Origin of the sequence: Jejuia pallidilutea, from assembly GCF_002973595.1 — a bacterium.
GTDB lineage: Bacteria > Bacteroidota > Bacteroidia > Flavobacteriales > Flavobacteriaceae > Jejuia > Jejuia pallidilutea.
Genome location: NZ_PVEO01000007.1, coordinates 44,333 through 69,629 on the forward strand (window position 1 = coordinate 44,333; position 25,297 = coordinate 69,629).

Here is a 25,297-nt window from a genome sequence, read left to right on the forward strand (position 1 = left end):
TTAAGTCATTCCAGGAGTGTATTTTTGTATCACCATGGAGTTGAAATTCATAGATATTATAAAACTATCCAGACCCAGATTTTGGATGTATGTATTAGGAACTTTTCTTGTGGGTGTTATAGCTTCTGGGAATTTGTTTTTGCATGAACGCTTAACTACACTTCTTTTAGTCCTTTTCGGATTCTTTTTTTTAATACCAGCAAATGTGCTAATATATGGGGTGAATGATATTTACGATTATCAAACCGATATTCACAACACTAAGAAAATAGCTTACGAAAAAGTGTTGTTTCCCGATAGGCATAAAGCATTATGGCGTGTAATTGTTGGTCTTACTTTACCTTTTTTGCCTCTTTTATTCTTTATTAATACACCATCTAAATTGGCTTTATTAGTATTCGTTTTTACGGGTATTTTTTATTCTGCAACACCTATTAGAGCCAAGAGTAAACCGCCCTTAGATATATTATTTTCTGCGATTATATACGTATCGCCAGCTCTGGTAGGGTTTTTTTTAACAGGAAATACAAATATTCAATGGTTAGCGGTTTTGGGAGCGCTTATTTGGGCTTTTGCAATGCAAACGTATTCTGCTGTTCCAGATATTGTGGCTGATAAAAAAGCAGGAGTTGATACTTTGGCGACCATGCTTGGAGAAAAAAAAGCACTTTGGTTTTGCTTTCTTTGTTATTTTATATCTGCTTCCATTGGTTATTATTATTTAGGCTATTTAGCCTTACTATTTGGTTTAGTTTATTGTACTATTGTTGTGTTGAGTATAAATAATACATCTAAACTTTTTAGCTACTATACTTACTTTCCTTTAATTAATATTGCAACAGGGGCTGTACTCTTTTTTTATATGTTTTTTAAAGAAGTATTTGGTGTGTAATTACAGAGCATTTAATGGTTTAGGTGTTTTTATGTTCTGTATACGCTTATAAACCAGTTCTGCAGAAATTAAGCAAATGGGCATGCCAATTCCTGGACTTGTTCCTGCGCCTACATAATATAAGTTTTTTACCTTTTTACTATAATTAAGAGGACGTTTTAAAGTTTGTTTTAACGTATGTGCTAAACCTAGTGCAGTTCCTTTGTAAGCATTATAATCTCTTTTAAAATCGTCGCTCCAATAAGCGCGTTCATAGGTAATATAATCTTCGAAATGTGGTAAGTTTAAATCGGTTTTTATAAGGTTGAGTATTTTTTGTCTGTAGCCTTTCATATCTTCTTGCGAAAGGTGTAAACCTGGAGGAATTGGCACTAACACAAATAAATTATCAGTACCTTCTGGTGATAAATCAGGATCGGTTTCTGTTGGTTTGCAAATGTAATAGCTAGGGTCTTCGGGAAGTTGAGGTGTATCAAATAACTCTTTAAAATTCTGCTTCCAGTCTTCACCAAAACGCAAATTATGATGACTTAAAATATCTAATTTTCTATTTAGACCCAGATACATAATAAATGCGCTAGGGCTTAAAACAGATTTTTTCCAATATCGTTCTGGATAGGTTTGATATTTGGGTTGCAGTAATTTTGTTTCCGTAAACCATAAATCTGCATTCGAGATTATGATATCTGCGGTTAGTATGTCGTTGTTTTTTAGCTTAACACCAACTGCTCTTTTATTTTCAATACATATCTCAGATACTGGGGCATCGGTGATAAATTTAGTGCCATGTTTTGTATTAATTTTTTCTAAGGCCTTAACAATTTCATAAATGCCACCTTTTGGGTAATATACACCCATATTAAAGTCTATGGCATTCATAATATTATACATTGCTGGTGTTTTAGCAGGGTCTGACCCTAAGAAAACTAAGGTGTATTCTAGTATTTTCTTTAGGCGATCACTTTTAAACCATGTGTTGAGATACGATTGCATGGTTTGAAATGGGTTGAGCTCAATACCTTTTTTAATAACTTTCCATTTTAGGAAATCTATCGAGAATCCCAAATTTCGGTACATAAAGGTGTCTTTTGCCATCTGATATTGTTCACCAGAACGCTCCAGATATTCTCGTATTTTTGGTGTTACGCCGGGTTCGAGCTTTTCAAATAGCGGTAAATCTTTCTCAAGGTCGGAGTGAATATCAACAATAGGTAATTCTTTATCATTTGAAAAGAAAACACGGTAAGAGGGTGAGAGCTTTACTAAATCTAGATAATCTGAAATATTTTCACCTAATAGTTGGAAGTAGTGCTCAAAAACATCTGGCATGAGATACCACGACGGTCCCATATCAAAAGTGTAGCCTTCGGCTTCAAATATATTGGCACGACCTCCAATATTAGTGTTTTTTTCAACGACAGTTACATCGTAACCCGATTTGGATAAGAGTGCTGCAGAACCAAGACCTCCTATGCCAGAACCTATAATAATTACTTTCTTTTTCACTGTTATAAAAATAATGAAAATTATTAGGTTCTAAACTATTTAAGGTACTATTAATCTTCAATTAATACCCAATCGCCCTTAGCAATTAAAGGTTCGGCTTGTTTATATTTTAAGGTTTTGTTTTCACCGTTAAGAACGTGCTTAATCGTTACACGATCGTTACGCCCAATTTTAGGTTTATCTCTCACAATGGTTTCTACAATTTGCTGTTGGCGTTGCGTATTTCCAGCAGCTCTGTTTTGTGCAGAACGTTCATCTAAATTAGGAATTTCTTCTTTTTGTGTGTTTAGTTTTTCCTGTTTGCGCGTTCTGGCTTCTTGTATAGTGTCTTGTGTTTCTTGGGGTAATTCACCTTTAAATAAGAATGAAATTACATCTTTATTTACATCGTCAATCATTGCTTTAAACAATTCAAACGCTTCAAACTTGTATATCAGTAGCGGGTCTTTTTGCTCATGCACTGCTAATTGTACCGATTGTTTTAGCTCGTCCATTTTACGCAGATGTGTTTTCCACGCATCATCAATAATGGCAAGTGTAATATTCTTTTCAAAATCGGTAATAAGTTGTTTACCATTAGTTTCGTAAGCTTTTTCTAAATCGGTAACAACGTTTAAGCTCTTCACGCCATCAGTAAAAGGTACTACGATACGTTTGAATTTATCGCGTTGATTTTCATAAACATTTTTAATTACAGGAAAAGCAATTTCTGCATTACGTTCCATTTTTGCTCTGTAACTTTCAAACGCTGCTTTGTATATGGTAGAAGTGATTTCCTGAGCAGATAGTTTTCCAAATTCCTCTTTAGAAATTGGTGAACTCATTGAGAAATAACGAATTAATTCAAACTCAAAGTTTTTGAAATCGTTAGCATCTTTGTTTGTTTGGGCAATGCCTTCAGAAGTATCAAAAATCATATTTGCTAAATCTACACGAAGGCGCTCACCATGTAAAGCATGTTTTCTGCGTTTGTAAACTACTTCTCGTTGCGCATTCATTACATCATCGTACTCTAGTAAACGTTTACGAACACCAAAGTTATTTTCTTCTACTTTTTTCTGTGCACGTTCTATAGATTTAGAAATCATGGAATGTTGAATTACTTCACCTTCTTTTAATCCCATGCGGTCCATCATTTTTGCAATTCGTTCACTGCCAAATAATCGCATTAAATTGTCTTCTAAAGACACATAAAATTGAGAGCTTCCTGGGTCTCCCTGTCTACCAGCTCTACCACGTAACTGTCTGTCTACACGACGCGAATCATGGCGTTCTGTACCAACAATAGCTAAACCTCCTGCAGCTTTTACTTCATCGGTCAACTTAATATCGGTACCACGGCCTGCCATGTTTGTTGCGATGGTTACTTGCCCTTTTCTACCTGCTTCATCAACAATTTCTGCCTCTTTTTTATGTTGTTTTGCGTTAAGTACATTGTGTGGTATTTTGCGAATACTCAACATTTTACCTAATAATTCAGAAATTTCAACCGAAGTTGTACCAATTAATACCGGGCGACCAGCTAGCGACAATTTGGTAACTTCGTCTATAACTGCATTGTACTTTTCTCGCTTGGTTTTATATACTAAATCTTCCTTATCTTCTCTGGCAATAGGACGGTTTGTTGGAATTTCAACCACATCTAATTTGTAGATTTCCCAAAATTCTCCAGCTTCAGTTACCGCAGTACCCGTCATACCAGAGAGTTTTCTATACATTCTAAAATAATTCTGAAGTGTAACCGTGGCAAAAGTTTGTGTAGCATCTTCAATCTTTACATTTTCCTTGGCTTCAATAGCTTGGTGTAATCCATCGGAATAACGGCGACCGTCCATAATACGTCCCGTTTGCTCATCAACTATCATTACTTTATTGTCCATTACCACGTATTGCGTGTCTTTTTCGAATAAAGCGTAGGCTTTTAATAATTGGTTTAAAGTATGAATACGTTCAGATTTTACACCAAATTCCTTAAAAAGTTCTTCCTTAAGTTCTGCTTCTTTTTCTTTATCGAGATTCTGGTTTTCGATTTTAGCAATTTCAATGCCTATTTCTGGAAGTACAAAAAAGTCTGGATCATCTTTACCTGAAATATAATCAATACCCTTATCGGTTAACTCAATCTGATTATTTTTTTCTTCAATTACATAATACAATTCTGCATCTACCTTAGGCATTTCGCGGTTATTGTCTTGCATGTAAAAGTTTTCGGTTTTCTGCAATAATTGTTTTACACCTTCTTCAGATAAAAATTTAATTAAGGCTTTGTTTTTTGGCATACCGCGATAAACACGCAATAATTGGAAACCGCCTTCCTTATCGTCGCCTTCTTTAATTAATTTTTTAGCTTCGGCTAAAACACCAGTTAAATATTTGCGTTGCACCGCAACGATATCGTCAACTTTGGGTTTTAACTCATTAAACTCGTGGCGATCTCCTTTAGGAATAGGGCCAGAGATAATTAACGGTGTACGTGCATCATCTACCAACACAGAATCTACTTCATCTACAATGGCGTAGTGGTGCGGACGTTGCACTAAATCGTCTGGTGAGTGCGACATATTATCGCGTAAATAATCGAAACCAAACTCGTTATTTGTACCGTAAGTAATATCGGCATTGTAGGCTTTTTTTCGAGCTGCAGAGTTAGGTTGGTGATAGTCTATACAGTCTACACTCATACCATGGAACTCAAAGATAGGCGCCATCCACGCGCTATCACGTTTTGCAAGATAATCGTTAACAGTTACTAAGTGCACACCTTTTCCTGCTAGTGCGTTTAAATACACAGGTAAGGTTGCGACTAGGGTTTTACCTTCACCTGTTTGCATTTCTGCAATTTTGCCTTGGTGTAACGCAATACCGCCTATAAGTTGTACATCGTAATGTACCATATCCCAGGTAATAGGTTTTCCTGCTGCATCCCAAGAATTTGCCCAAATAGCACTTTCACCATCAAGTGTTACGTATGTTTTTTCACCAGATAGTGTTCTGTCAAACTCATTTGCGGTAACGGTAATTTCGGTATTATTAACAAAACGTTTTGCTGTTTCTTTAACAACCGCAAAGGCTTCGGGTAAAATTTCGTTTAAAACATCTTCGGTAACTTTATAGGCATCGTCTTTAAGCTTATCTATTTGCTCGTAAATGTCTTCTCTAACATCGATGTCCTCTGTGTTTTCGGCGTCCTCTAAAAGATTGGTAATTTGCTCGTTTATAGCAGCATTTGCCTCGGCAATTTTAGCTTTAAATTCTGTAGTTTTTCCTCTAAGCTCGTCGTGAGATAGGGCTTCTAAGGCACTTTCAAATGTTTTAATTTTATCAACTAACGGTGTTATGGCCTTTACATCTTGTTTGGATTTGTCTCCAACAAATACTTTTAAGACCGAATCTAATAAACCCATATGTGTGTGTTTTATATGTTTTGTTTGTCATGTATAGCGCAGTTAAATATCTTAAAAAAGATGCTTTATGGCTTTTGCAATGACAAAATTCTATTTCAATTACTTTGTAATGCGTCTTTAATAGACGCCTTCAAAGATACATTTTGTAATACTTTTTTTTGCCGAAAAGGACAAAAAAAAAGCCTCAAATTGAGACTTTTTTAATCTATGTTAGATGCTTTTATATTTAATATTCATCTTCATTCCAGAGGTAATCCTCGTCGGTTGGATAATCAGACCATATTTCCTCAATCGAATCATAAGAGTCTCCTTCGTCTTCAATAGACTGTAAGTTTTCTACAACTTCCAGAGGCGCTCCTGTTCTAATAGCGTAATCTATCAATTCGTCTTTTGTGGCTGGCCATGGTGCATCACTTAAATACGATGCTAATTCTAAAGTCCAATACATTTCTTTCTATTTAATTTTTTGCAAAAATAATTTTTTAGTTTAAACAAGCAAGAAAAAAGTGAATTATTTCACATTCAATTAATCATTTAATTTTTTTATGGTAATAATAAAATGATTTTACTGAATATCAACCGCTTTGCATTGGTTTAAAATAACATTTTAAATGGGTCTCAAAATATTTAAAAGCTATTTTAAACTATGTTAACATTAATTAAAAGAACGTGTGTTTTTGTATTTTAAACGTTATGAAATTTTTTTGCTTTGTCACTTATGTCGCATCTCAACAGCTTTTCAAGTAATTTGTTTGGGTGTCTCTGGTAGTAGGCTTTTACTATTCGCTCTCTACAGAGGGGCTCCAAACTTCACGCATGAGGGATTTAATCCCTTAAGCAAAAGAAAATTACCATAGTTAGCTGTAACATTTAGATGCTATATGTTAATTATTATTACAATGCGCTTTTTTAGCTTTGCAGTAATCTCATTACTTTATCTTAAGATTACCATTTGTGGCAAAAAAGCAAATTCCAAATACTATCAATGTTTCTCAGGAATCCATTTAATTTCATTAGCTTGTAAGTCTTGAGACAACTTTCGTGCCAATACAAAAAGATAGTCAGAAAGGCGGTTTAGATACATTAGCGCGTTAGGTTCAAAAGGTTCAAGGTCGTTTAAAGCAGATGCTAATCGTTCTGCTCGCCTGCAAACACAACGTGCAATATGACAGAATGACACCGTTTGATGTCCGCCTGGAAGCACAAAATGCGTCATAGGTGGTAAAGCTTCATTCATTGCATCCATTTCTTGCTCTAGTAGTTCTATATCTTCAGCCTTAATTTTTTCTATATTCAAACGTTCTTTTCCATTTTTTAAGATAGCTTTTTCAGGATCTGTAGCTAAAATGGCGCCTATTGTAAAAAGTTTGTCTTGTACGTTCATTAACAATGCTTTGTAATGCGCGTTAATTTCTTGGTCGCGAATTAAACCCAAGTGCGAGTTTAGCTCGTCTACAGTTCCGTAACTTTCAATTCTAATATGGTGTTTTGGTACGCGTGTACCGCCAAAAAGTGCGGTAGTACCATTGTCTCCTGTTTTTGTGTAAATTTTCATTCTTTTTCTTGCAAAAGCGCCAAAGCGCTAAGTTTTTTTCAAATTTAAGGAGAATCTTTATAACGCACTAATTTGGCATAAAGCTTTTGTGTGAGGTCTATTTTTTTGTTGTTTTTGAAGTGTTTTTTCTTTGAACGGTTTTCTCGAACATAGAATTTCTATGTTTTGCTTCTCTTCTTTTACTAAGCATATTAGAGATGATTTTAATCAAAATAAAAATGATTAAGAGGATGAGAATGTCAATCATTGAAATTTGTTTTTATGTTTCTTTTTAATAAAGCCATCCTTAAAACATCGTCTTTGTTTTATTGGGTTGTCTATAAAAACAATTATGGTTATAAACCCCATAATTAATACAAACAGTATGTTAAACGTTTGATATAAAGTTAAGAATTTTAAAGTATTTTAAGTGAAAAAATCTACATTTGTCATCGTAACAATACAAACCTTATGAAGAAAAATACGTTACTCGTCTTTTGGTTGTTGGGCATTTTTGGGTATTTACAATCGCAATCTTATATAGGTTTTCTCTCAGACAATTACAGCGGCGTTAATGCGGTAATAAGCAACCCTGCAAATATTAATAGTTCTCCTTATAAGTTAGATATTAATCTTGGCGGTGTAAGTGCATTTGCAAGTAACGATTATTTTGGTGTTAATGTCTTTAAAGCTCTAAAAGACGGATACGATTTTAATTTAGAAGCTACCAGATCTCCATTAAACGATAATAGAGCAACAGGTAATGTGGATGTGTTAGGGCCTTCGTTTATGTTTAGCCTTAGCCAAAACAGCACGCTGGCATTGTTTACAAGAGCTAGGTTTTTTATAAATGCAAATGAAATTAATGGTGAAACAATAGCCTCTATTGATGACGATACTACGAACGATTTTACTGTAGATGAAGATGATTTTAATGGCGTAGGACACGCCTGGGCCGAATTTGGGGTGGCTTACGCTACAACCATTTTAAACAAAAACAACCGTAAGCTAAAAGGTGGGATTTCGTTGAAATATTTAAAAGGTTTAGCCAGTGCTTATGCTTTTGGGGAAGATGTAACCTTTAATTATGATGCAGATGGAACAGATCTTGGTGGCGGACAAACTACAGGAAGTTTTACCTCTTCTGGAACTTTAAATTTAGCACGATTTGATGAGTTTGACGCCGATAATTATGATTATAAATCGCCCAACAATGCAAGCGGTTTTGCGCTAGATATTGGTGTTAGTTACCAATGGCATCCTGATGATTTAAATACCAATACTTATAAATTTAAACTTGGCTTATCTGTAACAGATATAGGTTTTATAAACTATAAAAATGGAGTAAGAGAGGTATACAATATTACCAATACCAACGTAAGTGAAGAAGATTACGAGAACTCTGAAAGTATTAACGAATTTTTGAATAATTTTTACACTAGATTAGATGGCAGAACAGGGTATAAAATTGATTTGCCTTCTGCTCTTAATTTTAATTTAGATTGGAATTTTAGAAAAAACCTTTTTTTAAATTTTAATGTCGATATGCCATTAATATCTACCGATAGAATTACGGCAAATCGCATTGCTAATATAGTATCTTTAACACCAAGATACGAAAGTAAATGGTTTAGCTTTTATTTGCCATTAAGTGTTGTACAGCGTAATGGGTTTAGAATGGGTGCTGGATTTAGGGCAGGCCCAATATACGCAGGGTCTGGATCTTTAATCTCTGCTTTTGCAAGCAATAACAACCAGCAGGCCGATGTTTATGCAGGGGTAAAAGTTCCCATTTATAAAAATGTACCAAAAGATAAAGACGAAGACGGTATAGTTGATAAGTTAGATAATTGCCCCGAAATATTTGGACCAAAAGATAATGGCGGTTGCCCTTGGGGTGATATTGATGAAGATGGTATATTAGATAATGAAGATGCTTGTCCTGAAGACGCAGGCCCAATTGAAAATAAAGGTTGCCCTTGGAAAGATACCGATGGCGATGGTGTTCTTGATAAAGACGATAATTGTGTTGAAGAAGCAGGCACTATACCCAACAATGGCTGCCCTGAGGGAGAAGTTACAGAAGAGATTCAAAACAATTTAAATGCGTTTGCAAGAACCATTTTGTTCGATTCTGGTACAGCAATGATTAAGCCAGAATCTAATACTATTTTAATGGAAATTGTACAAATTTTAAAGACTTACCCAAGTGCAGGATTTACAATAGAGGGGCATACGGATAGTACAGGAGGAGAGGATTTAAATAGGGAACTATCGGAAGCTAGAGCAAACTCGGTGAAAGACTTTTTAGTTAAAAACGGTATAGATGCCAATAGGTTGCTAACCGTTGGTTACGGAGAAAGTAAGCCAATATTTAGCAATATAACTAACTATGGAAGGGCTAGAAATAGACGTGTAGAGATTAATTTGATAGATTAAACTTTAAAACTGATTTTTTCAATTTGATATGAAGAACAAAAATGCTGGATGGCAGAGAATTTTGTTATTAATCATTCCTTATTTTATAATTGTTGGAGTTTTTCAGCTTATTGGAGGGTTGCTTTCAGGTATTAAATTCGAAGATTTAGGTAAAGAGAATGTGTATAAAGATTCCGTTCAGCATATGGTTGTGGTTTTTGCTTCTCTTTTAGGCACTTTTCTTGTTATTTGGATGTTTATGCAAGCTTTTGATAAGAAAAGATTTGTGGAATTGGGTTTTCAAATTAAAAATAGGACCAAAGATATTGTAGTAGGGTTTTTAATTGGTGGGATGGTAATGACTACTGCATATATGCTGTTGTTGGTATTGGGTGAAATTAAATTTTCAAAAATTATTTTAGATGTTAAAGAAGTGGTTATCTCAATTATAACTTTTGTAATTGTAGCTGTTGTAGAGGAGGCGTTGTTTAGGGGATATATTTTAAGAAATTTAATGTTGTCGTTCAATAAATATATTGCGCTGTTTGTTTCTTCAATATTATTTTCGTTCATGCATGGTGCCAATCCTAATATAAATACTATAGCGTTGGTTAACCTTTTTTTAGCTGGATTAACACTTGGCGTTTCCTACATTCATACAAAAAACTTATGGTTCCCTATAGCTTTGCACTTGAGCTGGAATTTATTTCAAACTCTAATAGGTTTTAATGTTAGCGGACAAGATGTATATTCGGTTGTGGAATTTTCTATGACAGAGAAAAATATGATAAACGGTGGGGATTTTGGATTTGAAGGCTCTGTTTTTGCTATTGTATTTGCGGTTGTTTTAATTGTAACCATAGAACTTTATTACCAAAAGAAATTAATGTTGCCGTTTATAAAAAATAAATAAATTAATTTTTTTCGGATATTACTTAAACCAGTTTATATTAAGTTCTAATTGTAAAATGTTCCTTAGCTTGCGCTTTTCTAAAAAATACAATTCCCCAATAAAATGTATCAATAGTTACGGTTACTTGTGGGTGTTTTTTTATGGTTTCCCAAGCTTCGGTCATGCTTTTAGACCAGTAAATATCATCAAAAATAAATATGGAATCGTTGTGCGACTTTGGTAAGAGCAGCTCAAAATATTTAAGTGTAGCTTCTTTTTGGTGATTGCCATCAAAGAATATTAGGTCAAATTCACGGTGTTCAATTTTAGGGATAACCTCTAAAAAATTACCTGTTAGTACTTCAATATTATGAAGTTGCTGAAGATTAAACTGCGTTTTTGTGTATCTGGAAATTTCAGGACACCCCTCAATTGTTGTTATTTTCGATTTTGGATTTCCTAAGGCGAGTGCCTGTGTTGCTAAACCTAAAGATGTGCCAAGTTCTAGAACCGATTTAGGATTAAAGTATTTTGAGATTCTAAATAAAAGCTTAGCGTTTTTTTTTGAAATGGAAACATGGGTAGCAATATCTGATATTTTTCTGTTTTTAGATTTTAGTTTCTTGCTTCCTACCCCAAAATCGGTAACTTGAATGTTGCCATTTGCCTGCTTTAAGCGTTTTCTAAAATCGTTAATGCTATTATAATCACTATATTTATTGGTGTCGTAGAAACATTTTGTTACCAAATTATATACAAAAGGCGAATGTACACCGTGTTGGTTAGAGGATGTTATTAGAAATTTTATGTATTGTTTTATTTGGTAAAACATGTTTGAGTTCAGAGTTCAATGTTTTTTAGTTCCAGCCACTTAGGAGATGGTTTGCGAGACAATCTAACCTTCCAGTTTAGCCGATAATTCAAACCAACGCTCTTCTTTAGATTCTATTATTTGAATAATACTCTGTAATTGCTGAGAAAGATCATTTATCTGTTCTTGGGTTAAATCTGGGTTGTTAAATTTACTTTCCAAATCTTTTTTATCAAAAGCTAAGGCATTTAACTTGCTTTCAATATTTCGTAGCTCTTTTTCTTCGTTAAAGGATAGTTTAGAAGCTTCATTTTGTTTCCAAGACTGTTTATCTTTTTTGTCTTCTGTAGTTTTTGTTTCTATAGGCAGGCTGTCTTCATATATTCTGTAATCACTGTAATTTCCTGGGAAATCCTCAATTACGCCATCGCCCTTAAATACAAATAAATGATCTACAACTTTATCCATAAAATAGCGGTCGTGCGATACTACAATAATACATCCTGGGAAATCTAATAAAAAACTCTCTAGTACATTTAGCGTAACAATATCTAGATCGTTAGTGGGCTCATCTAAAATTAAAAAGTTTGGGTTCTGAATTAATACAGTACACAAATATAGGCGCTTACGTTCGCCACCACTTAATTTTTCAACAAAATCGTATTGTTTTTTTCGGCTAAAGAGAAAGCGCTCTAGTAATTGCTGCGCACTAATTTGTCGCCCTTTTTTTAGTGGAATATAGTCGCCAAATTCCCGAATAACATCAATTACTTTTTGTTCTGGTTTTATGGTGATGCCACTTTGTGTGTAATATCCAAATTTTACCGTTTCGCCTTTTACCACTTTACCAGAATCTGGCACTGCAGATTGGGTTAATATATTTAAAAATGTAGTTTTGCCTGTGCCATTTTTTCCAATAATTCCAACACGTTCTCCTTTTTTAAACGTGTAATCAAAACCGTTTAAAATAGTTTTATCCTTAAATGCTTTAGAAACTTTATGGAACTCTAAAATTTTACTTCCTAGACGTTCCATGTTTAACTCCAATTGTATTTGGTGGTCTTTTCTGCGTTGGTTTGCTCTGTGTTTTATATCGGCAAAATCGTCTATTCTAGATTTAGATTTTGTAGTTCTGGCTTTGGGTTGGCGTCGTATCCAATCCAGTTCTTTTTTAAATAGTTGTTTTGCTTTTCCGGTTTCTACAGCTTCTTGCTCAATTCTTGCTTCGCGTTTTTCTAGGTAGTAAGAGTAGTTGCCTTTGTAGCTATATAGTTCGCCTTCATCTAGTTCTATAATTTCATTACAAACACGCTCTAAGAAATAACGGTCGTGTGTTACCATAAATAGGGTAATGTTCTCTTTGGCGAAAAAATCTTCTAACCACTCAATCATTTCTAAATCTAGATGGTTGGTAGGCTCGTCTAAAATTAGTAAGTCGGGTTTGTTAATTAATGCATTGGCTAGAGCCAAACGTTTTTTTTGTCCGCCAGAAAGGGTGCTTACCTTTTGTTCTAGATGCTCAAGTTTTAATTTGAATAAAATTTGTTTGTAAAGTGTTTCAAAATCCCAAGCTTGATGACGCTCCATAGCTTCAAAGCTAGCTTGGTAGGTATCGGTGTCCTCGGGGTTTAGTAGTGCTTTTTCGTAATTGGAAATTACTTTAAGAATAGGGTTGTCGCTGGCAAGTATGGTGTCTTCAACGGTTAAAGTAGCATCAAATTTTGGATCTTGCGATAAAAAAGACACTTTAATGTCTTTGCGATAAATAATGTTTCCTGAATCGGCCACATCACTACCAGACAGAATATTTAAAATGGAGGTTTTTCCCGTTCCATTTTTAGCTATAAATGCTATTTTTTGATCTTTATGGACACTAAATGAAATATTTTCAAAAAGTGTAAGCTCTCCATAGGACTTAGATATATTTTCAACAGTTAAATAATTCAAAGCATATATTTTTTAGAAAAACAAGATAAAAAACCAACGAACCCGCGTAAAGTTTTATTATTCACGATGAAAGGTTATATTTGTCCTATCTCAAACTCCATGAAATGAAGCAATTTGTTTGGTTTTATCTGCTAATTTTTGGCCTTTTTTTTAATTCATGTATCACTAATAAAGACCTTGTTTATTTGCAGGATAAAGGTACAACTGTAAACGCTTCTGCGCAAGTGCAAACTATGGCTTCACCATACAGGGTGCAAGTTAATGATATCCTTAGTATTAATATAAAATCTACGGATAGTGAGTTAAAAAGCTTGTTAGAGATTTTTAGGCCAACAGAGCAAAGCAACGGTCAAATAAATTCGCAGAGTTTATATTTTAATGGTTTTACTGTTGATGTGCACGGTAATATAGAATTCCCAATATTAGATAAAATTAATGTTCTTGGATACACCACAGATGAGATTGAAAAAAAGGTGAAGCAAGCGCTTTTAGATAAATATTTAAAAGATGTCTCAAAGATTTTTGTTACCGTAAAACTAGCAGGCTTACGATATACTGTTACCGGTGAAGTGGGCGGTGGCGGTGTGCTTACATTATTTCAAGATCGCGTAAATATTATTGAGGCTTTGGCTAATGCAGGCGATATTAGAGATACTGGTGATAGAACCGATGTTTTGGTAGTTAGGCAGTACCCAGACGGACAAAAAATACATCATATAGATTTAACAGATAAGGTGGCTATGAAATCGCCATACTATTATATAAAACCAAATGATATGATAATAGTAAAGCCTCTAAAAAGAAAAGCACTGGGTGCAGGCCAAACAGTAACACAGAATATCACTACTTTTGCAAGTATTTTTTCTGTGTTGCTAACCACATACATTTTAATACGGGGTAATTAATACGTTTTATGAACGAAGAGTTTGATATTGTAGATTCTAGTCCAGCGTTTGATATTAAGGCATTTTTACTTAAAGCCTTAAGCTATTGGAAGTTGTTTGTTATATGTGTTGGCGTAGGCTTATTTATAGTATACCAACAAAACATAAGAAAGCAGCAATCTTACAAGTTAAGTACAAAAATATCTCTTGAGGAAGATAAAAACCCCCTGTTTTCGTCAAATACAAGTTTAACCTTTAATTACGGTGGTATTTCTGGGAAAGTGCAAACCATTATAAATATGCTGCAATCCAGAAGTCTTCACGAGCAAATTGTTGATAATTTACAGTTTTACGTTACCTATTTAAAAGCATCGCGTTTTAGAAAAGACGACATTTACAAAGATGCACCATTTAGGTTTAAAATTGATACCACAACATATCAAGTCTTAAATACACCCGCTAAAATCACCTTTAAAGAAAACAATAAGTTCGATTTAGAATTTGATTTTAAAACCAATACCATTACAGCCCAAAAATTTTCTAATCAGGCCACTAAAACACTAGATGTTTCTTTGGGTATATCTAAAACCACACACACCATAGGAGAGTTTATTAATTTGCCATATTTTAAAGGGCAAATAGTACTAGCGGAAGAGCGGGAGGTAAAAACAAACGACACTTATTTTATAAAACTTTTGGCTTTTGATGCGGTAGTTGCTACCTACAGAGGAAAATTACAAATAGGAAACCCAAGAAATTCTTCAATCATCAATTTAAGTATGGTAGACCATAATACTAAAAAGATTGAAGATTATTTGAACGAAACGGTTAGGGTATTAACTAAAGAGCAGCTTACTAGAAAAAATCAGTTTGTAACCAATACCATAAATTTTATCGATAGTCAATTAAGTAGAGTAAAAGACTCCTTAATGGGCAATTCAAACGCCTTAAACGATTACCGTTCTAAAATGGGCATATATAATCTAGATCAAGAAAGTGAGCTTATTACACAAAAGCTGTCTGATTTAGAATTGCAGCGCGACGATATTAACAGAAAAAAATCATATTACAACAGTTTAAAGTCTTATTTAGAAAATAGTACATCCTTTACCGAGTTACCGGCGCCTTCAGTTGCAGGGATAGACGATGGCAACATACTCAGTAATATTTCAAAAATTAATGCACTATCAGTTCAAAAAGCAAAGTATGAGGCTACGGTAAAACCTGGCGCATCAATTTTTGATGAATTAAATATGCAAATAGAAGGCTTAAAACAGGTGCTTTTAGAAAATATTAAATCTTCTACAGCTGGTTTAGATAGAGAGCTTGGAGTAGTAAATGCTAAAATTTCTAAAGAGAGAAGTCAGTTTAATAGATTGCCAAAAGACCAACAAAACCTGTTGGATATTCAGCGTCAATATCTACTAAACGAAAAAACGTATAACCTGTTTTTATCTAAAAGAGGAGAAGCAGACATTATAAAAGCAGCTACCGTATCAGATATTATATGGATAGATTCTGCTAAAAACACAGGTGCTCAACCTATAGATTTAAAATTAAGTTCCAGATACGTATTTGCTATAGCTGGAGGGTTAATACCACCATTGTTACTCGCGCTTTTAGTTACATTTTTTGATACTAGAATTCATAATCCACAAAATTTAGAGAATTTAACCAACATTCCATTATTGGGTGTTATCGGTAAAAATAGTTTAGATAACAATTTGGTAGTACATAGAAAGCCAAAATCTGCGGTAGCAGAAGCCTTTAGGGCTATTAGGTCTAGTTTGCAATACATGTATAAACAACATGATGTTACAAGTACTAAAACGGTTATGGTAACATCGTCCGTTAGTGGGGAAGGCAAAACATTTTGCTCTATAAATATAGCTACGGTATTTGCCCTTGGAGGAAAAAGAACGGTTTTAGTAGGTTTAGACTTAAGAAAACCAAAGATTTTTGGAGATTTTGAAATAGAAAATGATATAGGAGCAGTAAACTATTTAATTGGTCAGAAAACCCTAGAGGAGGTCACCCAAAAAACTAAAGTCAAAAATTTAGACGTTATTACTTCTGGACCAATTCCGCCCAATCCATCAGAGTTACTAATCAACGAAAGGATGGATGGGATGATAACACAACTTAAAGCAAAATACGATTACATTGTTTTAGATACCCCTCCAGTTGGTTTGGTTGCAGATGCTATTGAATTAATTCAATATGCAGACGCCTCTTTGTACGTAATTAGGCAAGATTATACCAAAAAGGAAATGCTAAACCTTATAAACGACAAGCATAAAAAAGGAGAGATTAAAAACTTAAGTTTAGTTTATAATGGTTTTAACCAAAAGCGGGGCTATGGTTATGGCTATGGTTATGGCTATGGTTATGGCTACGGTTATGGTTATGGTTATGGAAATTATACAAACGGTTATCATGACGACGAAAAGCGTAAATCGTCTTTCTTTAATAAGGTAATTAAGTTTTTAAACCCATTCAAATAAAATCGTTTAAATTAACACGTTGTATCTCTTGAAGAATGAAAACTTAAATACAGAATGGTTATATACTATTTCTCCGAAAGGAAAATTTATAGATTTTAATTTCAAGGAGATTTGGCGCTACAGAGACTTACTGTTTTTATTTGTTAAACGAGATGTTATAACCTTGTATAAACAAACGGTTCTAGGGCCTTTGTGGTATTTAATTCAACCCTTAATAACCTCTGTTATTTTTACCATTATTTTTAATGGCATCGCTAATATTAATGTAGGTGAACATGTGCATCCATTTTTATTCAATTTAGCAGGCATAACTATTTGGAACTATTTTGCTGAGTGTTTAAAAGGTACTAGCGATTCTTTTAAAAAAAACCAGAATATTTTTAGTAAGGTTTATTTTCCAAGGGTAATTATGCCTATGACGGTGGTGATTTCTGCACTATTAAAATTTGCTATTCAGTTCTTAATTTTTATTGGGTTTTATGTGTTTTTTGCGTTTCAAGGTAAATCGGGAACTTTAGATGTTAATTTACTATTACTGTTCCCAGTACTTGTGCTTTTAATGGGGTTGTTAGGCTTAGGTTTAGGGATGATTATTTCGTCTATGACAACAAAATATAGAGACCTTACCTTTTTAGTAGGGTTTGGGGTGCAGTTGCTCATGTATGTTTCTGCGGTAATGTACCCAATACAAGACGCCGTAGAAAAGATAGAGCGTAGTTTTCCTAAATCGGCTTCTTTTATCAATCCAATAATAGAAAATAACCCTTTAGCTCAAATAGTAGAAACGTTTCGGTACATGTTTTTTTCACAAGGGCAATTTTCGGTAAAGGGCATTTTAGTTACCCTAATCGTAACCGTGGGTATTGCACTATTAGGGTTGGTAATATTTAATAAAACAGAACGAAGTTTTATAGATACCGTATAATTATGACTGATATTATTTTAAAAGCTGAAAATATATCGAAGCAATACCGATTAGGATTGGTAGGTACGGGTACCATTAGTCATGATTTAAATAGGTGGTGGTACAGAATTAGGGGAAAGGAAGACCCCTATTTAAAGGTGGGCGAAAGTAACGATAGAAGTGCCAAAGGGAATTCAGACTATGTTTGGGCATTGCAGGATATAAATTTTGAAGTAAAACGAGGTGAGGTTTTAGGTATAATAGGTAAAAACGGTGCAGGTAAATCTACGCTACTTAAAATTTTATCAAAAGTTACAAGCCCCACAACTGGTGAAATAAAAACAAGAGGGCGTATAGCTTCGTTGTTAGAAGTAGGTACAGGTTTTCATGGTGAAATGACAGGGCGAGAAAATATCTATTTGAATGGCGCTATTCTGGGTATGACAAAAAAAGAAGTAAGTTCTAAAATAGAAGAAATAATAGAATTTTCAGGGTGCCAACGTTACATCGATACACCTGTAAAACGCTACAGTTCTGGTATGACTGTGAGGTTAGCATTTGCAGTAGCTGCTTTTTTAGAGCCTGAGATTTTAGTAGTGGATGAGGTGCTTGCTGTAGGAGATACTGAGTTTCAAGCAAAAGCAATAGGTAAGATGCAGGATATTAGTAGGGGTGATGGAAGAACCGTTTTATTTGTAAGTCATAATATGGCTTCAGTTAAAAAGTTATGTACTAAAGGTGTGGTTCTTGAAAATGGAAAAATTGTTTTTAGTGGAGATAGTAATTCAGCTGTAAATTATTATTTAAATAGTAATTATGAATTAACAGAAGTGTCGCTCCTAAATCGAAAAGAACGCAAAGGTAATTTTAAATTGAAAGTTGAAAATATCTTTATTGAGGATGGTGAGGGTAAAAAAGTAAATGAGGTATTAACAGGGGAATCGTATAAGTTGGTTTTTGAATATACTAAGTTTAGTACAATAGATGAAAAGCAATTCACAATAGTGTTACAGTTTAAAAATGAGAATGACGAAATTGTAAATTCGATAGCTACCGACGAATTAGGTACGTCTTTTGCAAAAATATATGATAAAGGAAGGATTGAGATTGTTATACCTAAATTACAATTTCGTGAAGGTAATTATTTTATGAATTATATGATTAGTGAAAGAGTGTCATTAAGTACACCTCATAAAGTTATTGATTATTTGGCAGATGCTTTTTTAATGAAAGTTAATAAAGGCGATTATTGGAAAACAGGCGTACTTAATAGGGCTAAAGGTTTTATTCAAGAGGCATCAATACATATTACATAAAATGGACAGTAGATCTCAAATAAGAGATATTATTTTAGATGTAGAACGTAATTGTAATGTAAACAATTGGAAAGTTAACGACATACACTTGTGGCCTTACATAAGAATTCATCTTTTTTTTAACTTAATTGATGAGATAGAGATTGGAAAAACTACAAGCTCTTACAAACCTGGTAACAAAAAAAATAGCAAATACATATACAGAGGATTTAAAAAAAAAATAAGAAAAACTTTAGAGTGTATAAATAGTGTTTTTTTTTTCTTCAACTGGATTAAAAATATACCAAATCGACAAACTGTTTTTGTGTCATCCAATTCCTTTCGAGTAAACTATAGAAATAAGAGATTTAATAGGTTTTTTGATGTGCTTGTAGAAGATGAACAAGCATATTCTAATTACATGTATTTGGAGTATGGCTCTACATTAACCGACCAATATAAACATGAGAATGTTTTTAAATTTGGTTTTGCTTTAAAAGGGTTTCTATGTACTCATATTAGAAAAAAAACAAAATTGTCACTTGATGGTTATGATTACTTTTTGTCGTATTTGGAGAGATACGAGTATTGTAAAAAGTTTTCTAATAAATTTTCAAAAGCATACATATCACAGTGGGCAAAAACCATATTTATACCTAAAGTTATTTTTTTTAAAAAAATATTACGCAGGATAAGCCCTAAAGAATTAATTATTTTGTGTTATTATACAGAAGATATTTACCCTTTAGTTGCAGCTGCCAATAATTTAGGTGTTAGCACAATTGAAATGCAGCACGGGCCGCAAAACAAATACCATTTGGCCTATGGTAGTTGGTATGCTATACCAAAAACAGGATATGATATTTTACCAAGAATTTATTGGTGTTGGGACGATTTTAGTGCTAATGAGATAAAAGAATGGGCAGATTCTAATTCGATATATAGTGTAGAGAAATATGGAAATCCATGGGTTGATTATTGGAATAAAAAATCTAAATCATATATAAGTAAAGATTTTATCTTGTATACGTTACAGCCTTTACCTATTCCGCTTGATGTCTTATTACATAATAAAATTTTAAATATAATTAAAACAAGCAAAAAAAAATGGTTTATTAGGTTGCACCCTAGGCAATGGAATGATAAGGAAAAGATAAAAGCAATTTTAGAAAAACATTCGCTTTTAGATACTGTTAATGTTGATGTTGACAATGCCACTGTAGATCCATTACCATTGTTATTAGCTAATTGTAGTTTGCACATCACTTACTCATCAGGATCTGCTTTAGAAGCCAGTTATTTTGGTGTAAAAACTATATTTATTGATAAAATGGGATTAAGTTATTACCCTCATTTATTCAGGAATAAATTAGCCTTTTTAGCTGATTTTAATTCAGATGATTTTACGACCACACTTGAAGACTACTTTAAAGCGATAGATTGAAAGCACAATTAAAAGCATGTATTAATGAAGAGTACTAATCATACAGTTCCTCTAGTTTCTATAATAATCCCAACGTTCAATAAAGCTAAATTAGCTATTGAAACCTTTAAAAGTATAGCAAATCAAAGCTATACAAACTGGGAGTGTATTATTGTGGATGATGGTTCGGTTGCAGAGGATTATAAAGTATTACATGCATTTGTAAAATCAGATAAAAGATTTTCGCTCCATAAAAGGCCAATAAACAAAAAAAAAGGCGCTAATGCTTGCAGGAATTATGGGTTATCGCTTTCAAAAGGACACTATATTCAGTTTTTTGATAGTGATGATGTAATGCTAGAAAACTGTTTGGAAGGAAGAGTTGAAGCTATTGAGGCATCAACTTTAGATTTGGTAATTTTTTCAATGGGTATTTACTGTAAAGGTGGTTTTAAAAACGACGATACATCAGATGTTATGGTAAATACCTGGGAAACTGCTTTAAGTGCTTTTGTTGGAAAAAAAAGGTTACCTTGGAACTTACAGCGCACGCTATACCGTGCATCATTAATTAAAGAGCGTATTATATTTGATGAAAACTTAAACAGATTTCAAGATGTAGAATTCAATATTAGGTTGCTAAGTCAACTAAAACCCAAGTTCAAAATTTTTTCTCAAATAGATTGTGTTTATAGAAGAGCTAATTCCAGTAATCCTCGAACAAAGAGTTTTTATAAAGATGTATTTCAGTCTATCCCTATTTTTTTAGAGTCCATTCATACTGAAATACCTTCTGATATTTTAGAACATAACCGGGACAATCTAAAAATTTGGTTGTTTAATTTAATTGGGTTGTATGCTAACAAGTCTCTCCAAAAAGGTGAGTTAAATACTGTAATTAACGTTGCAAAAGAAAAATTATATTTAAGTAATAAACAAAAAATAATATTGAATCTTCTTTTTTTTAGCAAAACAAAATTAAAGGGAATAAAAGGTGTGGTAAGGCTAAATTCTTATCTTAGAAAAAATTACATAAAATTAAACGCATAAGTTTTTATTATATCGCATCTTTCAGCAAAAATATAAAGTGAAAAAAATTATAAGGATAATAAGAGAACAGGTAAAATTACAAAGGCTATCTTATCTTCAACTCAAAGAACTGGAGTGGGCACATATTTTTCATGATAGTATTCGTGGAAAGAGTTCATTGGAAAAGTTGCCTTTAAATATTGGTAGGTGGGCAGGTAACTATGCTTTTTTTTATGTATTGCATCGTATACTCTCAGATTTTAAGCCTCAAAATATTTTAGAATTTGGATTAGGCGAATCTACGAAGTTTACTTCTACCTTTATTGATAATTATATAGGAGAGTGCCACCATATTATTATAGAACATAGCAAAGAATGGGAAAATCTTTTTACCGAAAAATTTAGTTTGTCTAATAATTCAGAAATTAAAATTATTGATTTAGTAGAAAAACAACACAAAGGGTTTACTTACAAAGGCTATAATAATATTGAAACCGTAATTACTAAAACTTTTGATGTATATATTATAGACGGTCCCCTAGGAAGTTCCCGTTATTCTAGGTTTGATATTGTAAGTTTAGCAAAAAAATTAAATTCAGATAACCAATTTATTATATTATTTGATGATTATGAAAGGCATTCTGAAAAAGAGACTGTACACGAATTATTAGATGTGTTAGAAAAAAACAATATTCCTGTTAAAACAAAAGAATTTATTGGTAATAAAAGTGTATTTGTAATAGCAACAAGCAACTATAAGTATATAACTTCTATATAAATTGAAAACTCAGCTTGTCTCAATAATAATTCCCATTTACAATAGAGCATCAGTTTTTGAGGCTACCCTAAATTCTATAATAAAACAAACCTATACCAATTGGGAGTGTATCATTGTTGATGATGGTAGTACGGACAATACAGAAAGTGTCATTTTAAAACATATAGAAAAAGATTCTAGAATTAATTTTTTTAAACGTCCAGAACAGCTTTTAAAAGGCGCAAACAGTTGCAGAAATTATGGGTTTACTTTAGCAAAAGGCGAATATATTAATTGGTTTGATAGTGATGATATAATGAAACCCAACTTCCTGGAGGAGAAAGTAAATGCTTTTACCCCAGAATGTGATGCTGTAGTGCATAGAAATAATTACGCTAATTATAAGTTAACACAATTTAGAGATAGCAAATTTAACTATAATAATGGTAAAAGTTTATTTTACAATTATGCCATGGAACATATAGAACTACAAACTTGCTGCTTTATGTGGAAACGTAGTTATCTACAAAATAAAATATTGTTTTCTGAGGAAATTATGCGATATCAAGATAACGAGTTTCATATAAGAATGTTAGCTTTAAAACCCAATCTTAAAATTTTAGATACCGTTTTGGCAACCATAAAAAGTGGCGATGGTCATGAGAGTCAAATTAGTGCAAAGGTTAATTTAACCAAAAAAAAGCTATACGATGTGTTTTATTATCGTTATCAATGCTTAAAACTCGCAAAAGATTATAGTTTTGATGTTGATGCAAATTTTAATAAAACCATTGCTAAAAAAGCACTTTGGGCATTTTATGCAGGTATTAAGTTCGAAAAAAGTATGATTCAGAGAAGTAAAGATTTCTTTAAATATTATTTGAAGTTGCTATATGTGTATTCAAGTCCGCAATTAACAGTTGTGGATGCTTTGAAATCCCAGTTTTATATCATTAAAATACTAATACTTAGATAATGGTTTCCATTATTATTCCCATATATAATAGAGCATATTTAATAGAAGAAACTATAAATTCTATTAAAGCACAAAGCTATACCGATTGGGAATGTATTATTGTTGACGATGGTAGCACCGATGCTACAGTTGAATGTGTAAAAGCATTAATTAAAGCCGATAACAGATTCCAGTTATTTGAAAGGCCTAAAACAATTACCAAAGGGCCAAGTGCTTGCAGAAATTATGGTTTCACAAAAATAAAAGGAGATTTCGTACAGTTTTTTGATAGTGACGATATCATGCACCCAGAGCATCTTAAGTTAAAAATAAATGCCATTAAGGATAACGATTTTGTTGTATGCAAATTAAGGACGTTTTCTGGCGATTTCAATCCAGAAGTTTTTTTTAAAGAAGATGGTTCACCAAAAATAACTCAACCACTTAACCTATTTGAAGCGTTTGTTACAGGAGCATTTCCTATGATGATGGTAGCGCCACTTTGGCGTACAAAAAGTTTAAAACCCTATTTGCCTATACGTGAAGATTTACACATTTTAGAAGATCATGAATTATATGCCAGAGCACTCTTCACACAAAAAAAAGCTGCAATTTTAAATAACGAATTAATTTATTATCGCGTAGCAGGAGCATCTTCCACCAATAGTTTTTATTCTAACGTAGATTATGGATTAATATCTTATTTTAAGGCGAAAAAAACAGTGTTAAAACTATCTCAAACTAAACCTGTAAAGCTTTCGGTTTTAAAAATGACATTAGGGTTTTTTAGACAAGCTTTAGCAGAACGCAACTTTAGTGCAGCCAATAAGTGTTTAAGGTTTATAAATGAGAATAAACTGTGCTACAGTTTTGTTTTAAAGTTGAAATGTTTGCGTATACAATTTTTCTTTGCGATTTTTAAAATAATACGAAGAGGAGATACTAAATTTAAACCACTGTTTAAGATATAATGAAAATTTTAATGGTCGCTATACCAAATCATCACTTTTTTCAATGGGTAAACCAATTGAAGGATTCGGGATACGAGATATATTGGCTTGATGCTAACGACGATGGCGTATTTTCACATAGAATACCTTGGGTAACACAGATTAAGGGCTGGAAACAAAAATGGAATTATCTATTTAGGCAAACCGTTAAAAAGAAGTTTCCTAAACTTTACAAAGCTATTCAAAACTATAATCAAACATCTTTAGCAAGTAGTTTAGCCAACAGTATTAATACTATAAAACCCGATATTATACATTGTTTTGAAATGCAATTAACTGGGTTTTCAATACTTCCAGTTGTTGAGAAAAACAAAATACCATTCATCTATTCATCATGGGGTAGTGATGTTTATTATTATAAAAAAAGAGGTACTACAGATGCCGATGTCACTCGTTTTATGAATAGGGTTGATGTATTAATTTCAGATTGTAAACGCGACGTTAAAATACTTACAAACCTAGGCTTTAATAAAAAAAGCTTTGTCTTTCCTGGTAATGGGGGGCTTGAGTTAAACAAGCACAAAATTATGCCCCAAAACGATAGAAACCTTATAATTTTTAAAGGCTATCAATACGATTCTGGTGAGGCGATACAAATAGTAAAAGCTATAGAAGTTTTACCTTTTAAATTAATTAAGGATGTAGAATTTCATGTTTACAGTGCAGATAAAGAAGTAGAGGCATATATTAAAAAATCTAAAGTTTTTAAGGCACTATCATATGTTATTCACCCAAGACATCAAAGACTTCAAAATGAAGTGTTATTACAGCTAATGGGTAAAAGTATTATTCATTTAGGAAATAATCTGTCTGATGGTATGCCCAATTCACTTTTAGAAGCCATGGGCATGGGAGCTTTTCCAATTCAGTCCAACCCTGGCGGTGCAACATCAGAAGTTATTCAAAATGGTGTTAATGGTTTTTTAATTGAAAATCCTTTAGACTTTACAGCGATTTCTAAACTAATTGAAATTGCCTTAAGCGATTTACGCTTAAGAAAAAAAGCGCAAGATTATAATATAAGATTCATTGAAAATAATTATAAACGTGCTACCTTACAACCTGAAATTATTCAACTTTACAAAGACACAATTTTATAAGGTTTAGGCCAAATGCAGGTATCTTTTTTAAT

The 25,297-nt window shown here is 33.0% G+C and carries 19 protein-coding genes; 13 read left to right on the forward strand and 6 right to left on the reverse strand.

Annotation, left to right across the window (positions count from 1 at the left end; all coding sequences use genetic code 11):
• Window positions 1-34: 34 nt before the first annotated feature.
• Complete coding sequence (locus CLV33_RS12065) at window positions 35-892, forward strand: prenyltransferase (RefSeq protein WP_105474130.1); 858 nt, start codon at window positions 35-37, stop codon at window positions 890-892.
• Here the strand turns inward: CLV33_RS12065 and CLV33_RS12070 are convergent, their stop codons facing one another.
• From CLV33_RS12070 to CLV33_RS12085, 4 genes are all read right to left on the reverse strand, one after another.
• A complete protein-coding gene (locus CLV33_RS12070; RefSeq protein ID WP_105474131.1) occupies window positions 893-2,398 on the reverse strand; it encodes a phytoene desaturase family protein in 1,506 nt (501 codons plus the stop codon).
• A 50-nt stretch (window positions 2,399-2,448) separates the two neighbouring features.
• Window positions 2,449-5,802 (reverse strand): preprotein translocase subunit SecA, encoded by a 3,354-nt coding sequence (gene secA / locus CLV33_RS12075; RefSeq protein WP_105474132.1) that lies wholly within the window; start codon window positions 5,800-5,802, stop codon window positions 2,449-2,451.
• Window positions 5,803-6,028: 226 nt separating this feature from the next.
• Window positions 6,029-6,250, reverse strand: coding sequence for a DUF2795 domain-containing protein (locus tag CLV33_RS12080; RefSeq protein ID WP_019387375.1), 222 nt, complete (start codon window positions 6,248-6,250; stop codon window positions 6,029-6,031).
• Between the two features lie 534 nt (window positions 6,251-6,784).
• Window positions 6,785-7,357: a cob(I)yrinic acid a,c-diamide adenosyltransferase gene (locus CLV33_RS12085; protein ID WP_042244274.1), complete on the reverse strand. Its 573-nt coding sequence runs from the start codon at window positions 7,355-7,357 to the stop codon at window positions 6,785-6,787.
• Window positions 7,358-7,807: 450 nt separating this feature from the next.
• On the opposite strand from CLV33_RS12085, the gene CLV33_RS12090 reads away from it, so the two are divergent.
• Both CLV33_RS12090 and CLV33_RS12095 read left to right on the forward strand, forming a co-directional pair.
• Window positions 7,808-9,775, forward strand: coding sequence for a DUF5723 family protein (locus CLV33_RS12090; protein ID WP_105474133.1), 1,968 nt, complete (start codon window positions 7,808-7,810; stop codon window positions 9,773-9,775).
• 28 nt (window positions 9,776-9,803) lie between these two features.
• Window positions 9,804-10,667, forward strand: coding sequence for a CPBP family intramembrane glutamic endopeptidase (locus CLV33_RS12095; protein WP_105474134.1), 864 nt, complete (start codon window positions 9,804-9,806; stop codon window positions 10,665-10,667).
• A gap of 37 nt (window positions 10,668-10,704) precedes the next feature.
• On the opposite strand, the gene CLV33_RS12100 is transcribed toward CLV33_RS12095, so the two are convergent.
• Together CLV33_RS12100 and CLV33_RS12105 are read right to left on the reverse strand one after the other, a co-directional pair.
• Window positions 10,705-11,478 (reverse strand): O-methyltransferase, encoded by a 774-nt coding sequence (locus CLV33_RS12100; RefSeq protein WP_042244271.1) that lies wholly within the window; start codon window positions 11,476-11,478, stop codon window positions 10,705-10,707.
• Window positions 11,479-11,541: 63 nt separating this feature from the next.
• Window positions 11,542-13,404: an ABC-F family ATP-binding cassette domain-containing protein gene (locus tag CLV33_RS12105; RefSeq protein WP_105474135.1), complete on the reverse strand. Its 1,863-nt coding sequence runs from the start codon at window positions 13,402-13,404 to the stop codon at window positions 11,542-11,544.
• Between the two features lie 104 nt (window positions 13,405-13,508).
• On the opposite strand from CLV33_RS12105, the gene CLV33_RS12110 reads away from it, so the two are divergent.
• The 10 genes from CLV33_RS12110 to CLV33_RS12155 are packed head-to-tail and all read left to right on the forward strand — an operon-like array spanning window position 13,509 to window position 25,265.
• Window positions 13,509-14,309 carry a polysaccharide biosynthesis/export family protein gene (locus CLV33_RS12110; RefSeq protein WP_105474136.1) on the forward strand — a complete coding sequence of 267 codons (801 nt, stop codon included), beginning with the start codon at window positions 13,509-13,511 and terminating at the stop codon, window positions 14,307-14,309.
• Between the two features lie 8 nt (window positions 14,310-14,317).
• Window positions 14,318-16,792 (forward strand): exopolysaccharide transport family protein, encoded by a 2,475-nt coding sequence (locus CLV33_RS12115; RefSeq protein ID WP_105474137.1) that lies wholly within the window; start codon window positions 14,318-14,320, stop codon window positions 16,790-16,792.
• A 28-nt stretch (window positions 16,793-16,820) separates the two neighbouring features.
• The gene (locus CLV33_RS12120; RefSeq protein ID WP_105474138.1) at window positions 16,821-17,717 is read left to right on the forward strand and encodes an ABC transporter permease; all 897 of its coding nucleotides are present in this window, start codon (window positions 16,821-16,823) and stop codon (window positions 17,715-17,717) included.
• 2 nt (window positions 17,718-17,719) lie between these two features.
• Complete coding sequence (locus CLV33_RS12125) at window positions 17,720-19,012, forward strand: ABC transporter ATP-binding protein (protein ID WP_105474139.1); 1,293 nt, start codon at window positions 17,720-17,722, stop codon at window positions 19,010-19,012.
• 1 nt (window position 19,013) lies between these two features.
• Window positions 19,014-20,435, forward strand: coding sequence for a hypothetical protein (locus CLV33_RS12130; protein WP_105474140.1), 1,422 nt, complete (start codon window positions 19,014-19,016; stop codon window positions 20,433-20,435).
• 24 nt (window positions 20,436-20,459) lie between these two features.
• Complete coding sequence (locus CLV33_RS12135; protein ID WP_105474141.1) at window positions 20,460-21,464, forward strand: glycosyltransferase family 2 protein; 1,005 nt, start codon at window positions 20,460-20,462, stop codon at window positions 21,462-21,464.
• 37 nt (window positions 21,465-21,501) lie between these two features.
• A complete protein-coding gene (locus CLV33_RS12140) occupies window positions 21,502-22,221 on the forward strand; it encodes a hypothetical protein (protein ID WP_105474142.1) in 720 nt (239 codons plus the stop codon).
• 1 nt (window position 22,222) lies between these two features.
• Window positions 22,223-23,176 carry a glycosyltransferase family 2 protein gene (locus CLV33_RS12145; RefSeq protein ID WP_105474143.1) on the forward strand — a complete coding sequence of 318 codons (954 nt, stop codon included), beginning with the start codon at window positions 22,223-22,225 and terminating at the stop codon, window positions 23,174-23,176.
• Complete coding sequence (locus CLV33_RS12150) at window positions 23,176-24,126, forward strand: glycosyltransferase family 2 protein (protein WP_105474144.1); 951 nt, start codon at window positions 23,176-23,178, stop codon at window positions 24,124-24,126. Before CLV33_RS12145 ends, CLV33_RS12150 begins: the two co-directional genes overlap by 1 nt.
• A complete protein-coding gene (locus CLV33_RS12155; RefSeq protein WP_105474145.1) occupies window positions 24,126-25,265 on the forward strand; it encodes a glycosyltransferase in 1,140 nt (379 codons plus the stop codon). Before CLV33_RS12150 ends, CLV33_RS12155 begins: the two co-directional genes overlap by 1 nt.
• Window positions 25,266-25,297 lie beyond the last annotated feature (32 nt).

Excerpts from the sequence above, each read along its gene's own strand:
- CLV33_RS12065 (WP_105474130.1), top strand. The coding sequence starts at position 35 with ATGGAGTTGAAATTCATAGATATTATAAAACTATCCAGACCCAGATTT.
- secA (WP_105474132.1), bottom strand. The coding sequence starts at position 5,802 with ATGGGTTTATTAGATTCGGTCTTAAAAGTATTTGTTGGAGACAAATCC.
- CLV33_RS12080 (WP_019387375.1), bottom strand. The coding sequence starts at position 6,250 with ATGTATTGGACTTTAGAATTAGCATCGTATTTAAGTGATGCACCATGG.
- CLV33_RS12085 (WP_042244274.1), bottom strand. The coding sequence starts at position 7,357 with ATGAAAATTTACACAAAAACAGGAGACAATGGTACTACCGCACTTTTT.
- CLV33_RS12090 (WP_105474133.1), top strand. The coding sequence starts at position 7,808 with ATGAAGAAAAATACGTTACTCGTCTTTTGGTTGTTGGGCATTTTTGGG.
- CLV33_RS12095 (WP_105474134.1), top strand. The coding sequence starts at position 9,804 with ATGAAGAACAAAAATGCTGGATGGCAGAGAATTTTGTTATTAATCATT.
- CLV33_RS12100 (WP_042244271.1), bottom strand. The coding sequence starts at position 11,478 with ATGTTTTACCAAATAAAACAATACATAAAATTTCTAATAACATCCTCT.
- CLV33_RS12110 (WP_105474136.1), top strand. The coding sequence starts at position 13,509 with ATGAAGCAATTTGTTTGGTTTTATCTGCTAATTTTTGGCCTTTTTTTT.
- CLV33_RS12115 (WP_105474137.1), top strand. The coding sequence starts at position 14,318 with ATGAACGAAGAGTTTGATATTGTAGATTCTAGTCCAGCGTTTGATATT.
- CLV33_RS12125 (WP_105474139.1), top strand. The coding sequence starts at position 17,720 with ATGACTGATATTATTTTAAAAGCTGAAAATATATCGAAGCAATACCGA.
- CLV33_RS12130 (WP_105474140.1), top strand. The coding sequence starts at position 19,014 with ATGGACAGTAGATCTCAAATAAGAGATATTATTTTAGATGTAGAACGT.
- CLV33_RS12135 (WP_105474141.1), top strand. The coding sequence starts at position 20,460 with ATGAAGAGTACTAATCATACAGTTCCTCTAGTTTCTATAATAATCCCA.
- CLV33_RS12150 (WP_105474144.1), top strand. The coding sequence starts at position 23,176 with ATGGTTTCCATTATTATTCCCATATATAATAGAGCATATTTAATAGAA.
- CLV33_RS12155 (WP_105474145.1), top strand. The coding sequence starts at position 24,126 with ATGAAAATTTTAATGGTCGCTATACCAAATCATCACTTTTTTCAATGG.